The organism is Microcystis sp. M090S1 (genome assembly GCF_020246295.1).
GTDB lineage: Bacteria > Cyanobacteriota > Cyanobacteriia > Cyanobacteriales > Microcystaceae > Microcystis > Microcystis aeruginosa.
This window is the reverse complement of the sequence record NZ_JADBTF010000255.1, coordinates 1-5,131: the sequence shown is the minus strand read 5'-3', so window position 1 is coordinate 5,131 and position 5,131 is coordinate 1. Positions and strand designations below refer to the sequence as shown.

Here is a 5,131-nt window from a genome sequence, read left to right as displayed (position 1 = left end):
TATTGCCATAGACCGGACGAGTTGGGAGTTGGGGGGAGCATCTCACCTTTGTAACCCCCAAATCAGGTTTTTATGTCAAGCTATTTTGAAAGCCTTGCTAGAAACCAGTTTTAGGGACAAGTATAATTACTCACTTGCATAAATGAGATGCTCCCAAATACCAAATACCGTTCAATCAAAGACAGAACTCCTTATTCCTGTGAGTGCCGCTTTCACCCCTAAAGGTTAGGCTGATGAACAGCAAAGAGTACAGGTCAAACAAATTAGATTAATTTGCTGATTTCGGTCTTTTAAAGATCGGCTCATTTGATTGTTCCTTGATATTCTGCGGGGAAGGATTTTCCTTCTGGTAAGGAGAAGCTTTGATCGTTTTGAGCGGAATTCCGCGAGATAATGCAGAATCTAAAAAAACCTCGACCGGAATTCCCCAGTTAGGACTATGGGTACTATCTAACACCGAACAGTTTTCTGTACTGTTTTCATAGGTTCCAGCCGTGGCATGAATAGCCACCACTTGATCATCTTGGTTAAAGACTCCAGCCCCACTCATTCCTTCAATCGTTGGATTTGTATATTTGACTCGATTTCCCTCTTGAAAGTGTTTTTTTGGATCGTCGAGATTCTTTAAAAGCTTTCTATCGTTTTCGGTGTACTCTTGATCGGAGCGGACGATCTGCTCTATAGCTCCGAGTGTCAACTCCTCTTTTGGTTTTCCAGAACAATATCTCCATCCTAATACCGAGACTGCTTGACCTTGAGAAATATTGGGATTTAAAGTGACATTAGGATAATCGATATCGCTAGTGAATTTAACAATGGCTAGGTCTAATTCTCTGTCTGGGATAATTTCTTGGATCGGATAGAATCGATTGTCATAGGTAACGATCTCCTTTGAAGATGGATTCAATAGATTATCTACTACGTGTTTGGCGGTCAGCACATAGTAATCATTAGAAGCGGAACCGATGATTATACCCGTTCCTATTCCTTTGATATACACAGTAGATTTTTTTAATGTTTCGGAAATTACTGATGAATTTACCTCATGCTCTTGCGGCATATTGCCGTTTTTTTCACAGCCTACCAATATACCCCATAAAATAATTGACAAATAAATAGTATAAATAGCTCGATACTTCATGTTTTTTACTTTGCTTTCGTGAGTAATATTCCTTTTTTCAAAAGATTTTTTACTGACCAGTGTTATCCTGAAATTCAAATTTAACGGTAACAGTTTCAATTTTAGACCTAGTATGTATCAGTTTAAGAGTTTTGCCTCGACGAAGAATTTTATAAATAACTTTTTGATCTTTCTCTTCCTCTTCTAGCCCGTATCGATAATAGTTTTGAACACTATCTACTATTTTTGGGATAATATTTTTGTTTTGATTGCTTCCCAAACTTAAGGGAGTAAGCGTTATTTGACAGTTCTGTGCATCTGGCAATTTTGTGGACTTATGTGTAGGAATATCGACTAACTTTTCAAAATTTGATGTAACAATTTTAATTTTGTGGTTCGATTCTATCTGAAATGTTGCTATTTTTGTTGGATGAAAATAAATCCAAAAATTTTCGATTATATTTTTAATGATTGTCAAAACTACTGATATTATCAGAATTAATACTATCAAAGGCAATACCCCCGATAGTATCAAGATCATATTCAACTTTTGTTCAGGAGTTAACCGATCAGGTGGAGACAAAAATCCGATCGGTTCTAATTGAGCCGTGGAGGTCGGTAATTCGCTAAATAATTGCTGAGAATTGAGCGATAAATACCAATCAATAGGTAATCCCAAAGATAAGGGAGCATTGTCTTGAATAATGAACGGAACTCTCTTATTATCTGCGTAGTTATTTTGTGGGGCATCAGTCGTGGTTTTTCCTCTTCCATTGATTCCTACTAAATGCCCTTGATGATCGAGAATTGCACCTCCACTGGTTCCTTCCTCGGTGTCATTGGTAAAAGCCAATTGATATCCGTCCTTTAGATAGCGATCAATAACCCATCCTTTGCCTTTGGTAAAAAGAAATTCTGCTGGACAATCAGTAATAGGAACTGCACTTAATTTACAGGGAAATCCAGTCACAAAAAAGTCACTTTTATCTGGCAAATTTTCCGACGTTTTTTTAATGGCTGTTTCGTATTGATAAGGACTCTCGAACCATAACAAGGCTAGATCAGCTTTTACCCCCATTTGCTCGAATTTAGCCTTGGGATGAATTTTTCCTCTATGAATGAAACCCTCATGAGTTTGAATATAAAATTTGCCACTTCTAGATAAGACATGGGCGTTTGTTAAGACTAAATAATTGTAGATGCTTTGACTATTTTTCCGTTTGATTTCTTGTCTATCAACGATAACTCCCGAACCGCTGTCGTCTGTTGTAAATGGCCATTCTTCCCATAAAACTGTGTAAACTCTTACAGTGATCAATCTAGCGATATCCCTTATCATATCTTCATCCATCTTCCCTATAGAGGGTTGCTCATCAGCATTAGAAGTTTGTGCCTCGATAGGATATAAAAAAGCTTGCATGGTGAACAACACCATGCAAGTTAACAGAAAGATAACGATAAATTTTCTAAGTTTCATGATTACTGCGAAACACACACTTCTCTGGCCACCTTCTCTTCACCTCGTAAAACCGCCATAATCTTAACGAATGTTGACTTATTACCACATTGCTTGAGAGGCCGCCCAGAAACGTTTCTATCTTGGAGAGCGAACAAGTCGTCTAATAACTGACTAGGGCTTTCTTTCCCACCACTGCCATTCTCAAATCCGTAAATATTTCCATTAAGCGTCCACAGAAGTTGCTCTTTTCTACATTTAGCTCCTTCTTTATTAGTAGTACAAATTGCGGGATTTCCGTTGATATAACCATGCCCTATATATTGACCCCCTTTGCTGAACTGTTTATTAAGACGATTACTCACCTCTCGACAGCGTCGTAGCGGCGTGTACCCAGCCTCTCTCGCTAACGGTTCTAACCACCGAATCAATTGACGTGGTTGGTTCTGCCATTGCGGGCTAGTAGCCACAGTAGCGGGAACACCATTACTGAGAGTTTGACACTGAAACCTCACTGGCGGGTTTTTTGCGAAAATCGGCTGAGAGAATAAGACCGAAAATCCGACTACTGCCGCTACAAGAACTATTGCGAACCTCTTGAGTCTATTCAACGTTAAAACCCTCCAGCACTAAGGATAATATAAAATCATCTTAACTCAACAATTTCTGCTTAACTCAACAATTTCTGCACCGTGTTCGTTTTGTCACGATTTGTCACGATTTTCTGACAAAATCAAGGTACTCTGATCGGCTTTCGGTAGGAATCAGTCGGCAAAAAGAGTGGTTCTGACGGCTCGATCGACCCTTCTCGTTTATTCTCTTCAGTGCGAAGGAATAGAAGTTTATCGGGAACCTCTATAGTCGGTAGAACATCTCGACAAATTTCTAGGTGGCGATGAGATTGACAATTCATGACTAGATTTTTCCAAGCAAAGTGCAGATTGTATTGGGCGGTATAGAGACTTAACAAGCTAATCAATAATCCCAACAGTGGCATAATCTGATGAAATTGACGTGTCATGGCTCTTCTCTACTTTGTGTGATAATTTTTGTTTATGTAAGGTGAAATGGTTACTGAATAATACTTTTAGGACTATTTTGAAAGAAGAAACTATCAGTATAGACCCCCGTTTCCACACAGAAACCAAAAGAATCGTTTTATTTCTTTCCCTTATCAAGCCAGACGATTAGATGTGCTTTGACTCTAGCCTAGTTCTTCTTTAGATTATCGGGACGAAGAAAAATCCCTCCCTCGTTTTCGGGGTCTGGCGAAGAAGGACTAGGAGACGGTTTTGGAATTGGGGACTCGATCGGCTTCTGATGAGGATGCAAATCGAAGACTATTGCTCGAAGTAGATTAAAACCCCAGATAAATCCTGTGATCATGACTAATATCATCAAAAACTTGCCCAGAGGTATATTGACCATAGGAATCTGGGTATTGATCGCCGAACGAAGAACACTGACTCGACTATTATTGATAACTACTGTTTTTCCTAAATGATGCAAGTCTTCAAGAATTTCCTCTACATTTGTATAGCGATCTGTGTGGTTTTCTTGAATCATTCGATCGATAATAGCCGCTAGTTGATCCCCCACGTTATTAGCCTTTGTTCTCCATGCGAGCATTTTGGTACTCGAATTACGAGATATATCTTTTGGTTCAATACCAGTTAAAGCTTTAATAACAGTCATTCCCAAAGCATAAATATCACTATTGAATTCTGGATAACCGTCCATTTGTTCTTTTGGCGTATAACCAATGGTAAAAATTTTAGTTAGATTCCCTCCCGATGAATTCGGTAATGTTGAATTGGATAAAAGAGGTGCTTTGACTCCTCCAAAATCAATCAAAATAAATTTTTTATCTTGATCCCGATGCAAGATATTCGATGGCTTGATGTCTCGATGAATTACTTGTTTTTTATGAATGTATTCTAAAACGGGGAGAATCCCTAGCAAAAATTCAATGACTTCCTGTTCCTTGAATTTTCCGCGAGAGCTAATTTCCTCTTCCAGCGAATCACCTTCTATATATTCTTGAACTAAATAAAATTCTTGATCTTCTGAAAAATAGGCAGATAAATAAGGAATTTGATCGTGTTTGCCTAAATCCTTTAGCGTTTTAGCTTCTCGATAAAATAACTCCTGCGCTTTTTCAAGTTCATCTTGGTTATTGCTTTTAAATGTAAGCTTTTTAATAACACATTGACTTCCTAAACGCCGTGAATCTTCAGCTATATAGGTTTCTCCAAATCCACCCACACCCAATTTTTTTACAATTTTATAATACTGGCCAATAATTATTGAGGGTTTCATGGTCTTGGTTGGCAATCTTGACAGAAGATGATTTATATTCTAGCAACCACAGCCACAAAAAAGCACCCCCTCGCGGGAGTGCCTTTTCATTCAGACTAGGAATTAACCATTGATAGCGGGAGCAATCAGAGCTACAGGAGCCTGTTCACCACTAGCTAAGTCTAAGGGGAAGTTGTGCGCGTTGCGCTCGTGCATTACTTCCATACCGATACCAGCGCGGTTTAACACATCGGCCC

Annotated in this window: 5 protein-coding genes; all 5 read right to left on the bottom strand. The window is 38.8% G+C overall.

Annotation, left to right across the window (positions count from 1 at the left end; all coding sequences use genetic code 11):
• Window positions 1–268: 268 nt before the first annotated feature.
• Entirely contained in the window at window positions 269–1,141 is an 873-nt protein-coding gene (locus tag IM477_RS11510) for a S1 family peptidase (protein WP_287731804.1), read from the bottom strand.
• A gap of 49 nt (window positions 1,142–1,190) precedes the next feature.
• Window positions 1,191–2,540 (bottom strand): S1 family peptidase, encoded by a 1,350-nt coding sequence (locus tag IM477_RS11505; protein ID WP_287731803.1) that lies wholly within the window; start codon window positions 2,538–2,540, stop codon window positions 1,191–1,193.
• Window positions 2,541–2,599: 59 nt separating this feature from the next.
• A complete protein-coding gene (locus tag IM477_RS11500; RefSeq protein WP_287731802.1) occupies window positions 2,600–3,091 on the bottom strand; it encodes a COP23 domain-containing protein in 492 nt (163 codons plus the stop codon).
• Window positions 3,092–3,309: 218 nt separating this feature from the next.
• Entirely contained in the window at window positions 3,310–3,597 is a 288-nt protein-coding gene (locus IM477_RS11495; protein ID WP_287731801.1) for a hypothetical protein, read from the bottom strand.
• A 188-nt stretch (window positions 3,598–3,785) separates the two neighbouring features.
• Window positions 3,786–4,895 carry a serine/threonine-protein kinase gene (locus IM477_RS11490; RefSeq protein WP_287731800.1) on the bottom strand — a complete coding sequence of 370 codons (1,110 nt, stop codon included), beginning with the start codon at window positions 4,893–4,895 and terminating at the stop codon, window positions 3,786–3,788.
• Window positions 4,896–5,131: the final 236 nt, after the last annotated feature.

Coding starts and splice junctions, on each gene's coding strand:
- IM477_RS11510 (WP_287731804.1), bottom strand. CDS start 1,141: ATGAAGTATCGAGCTATTTATACTATTTATTTGTCAATTATTTTATGG.
- IM477_RS11505 (WP_287731803.1), bottom strand. CDS start 2,540: ATGCAAGCTTTTTTATATCCTATCGAGGCACAAACTTCTAATGCTGAT.
- IM477_RS11495 (WP_287731801.1), bottom strand. CDS start 3,597: ATGACACGTCAATTTCATCAGATTATGCCACTGTTGGGATTATTGATT.
- IM477_RS11490 (WP_287731800.1), bottom strand. CDS start 4,895: ATGAAACCCTCAATAATTATTGGCCAGTATTATAAAATTGTAAAAAAA.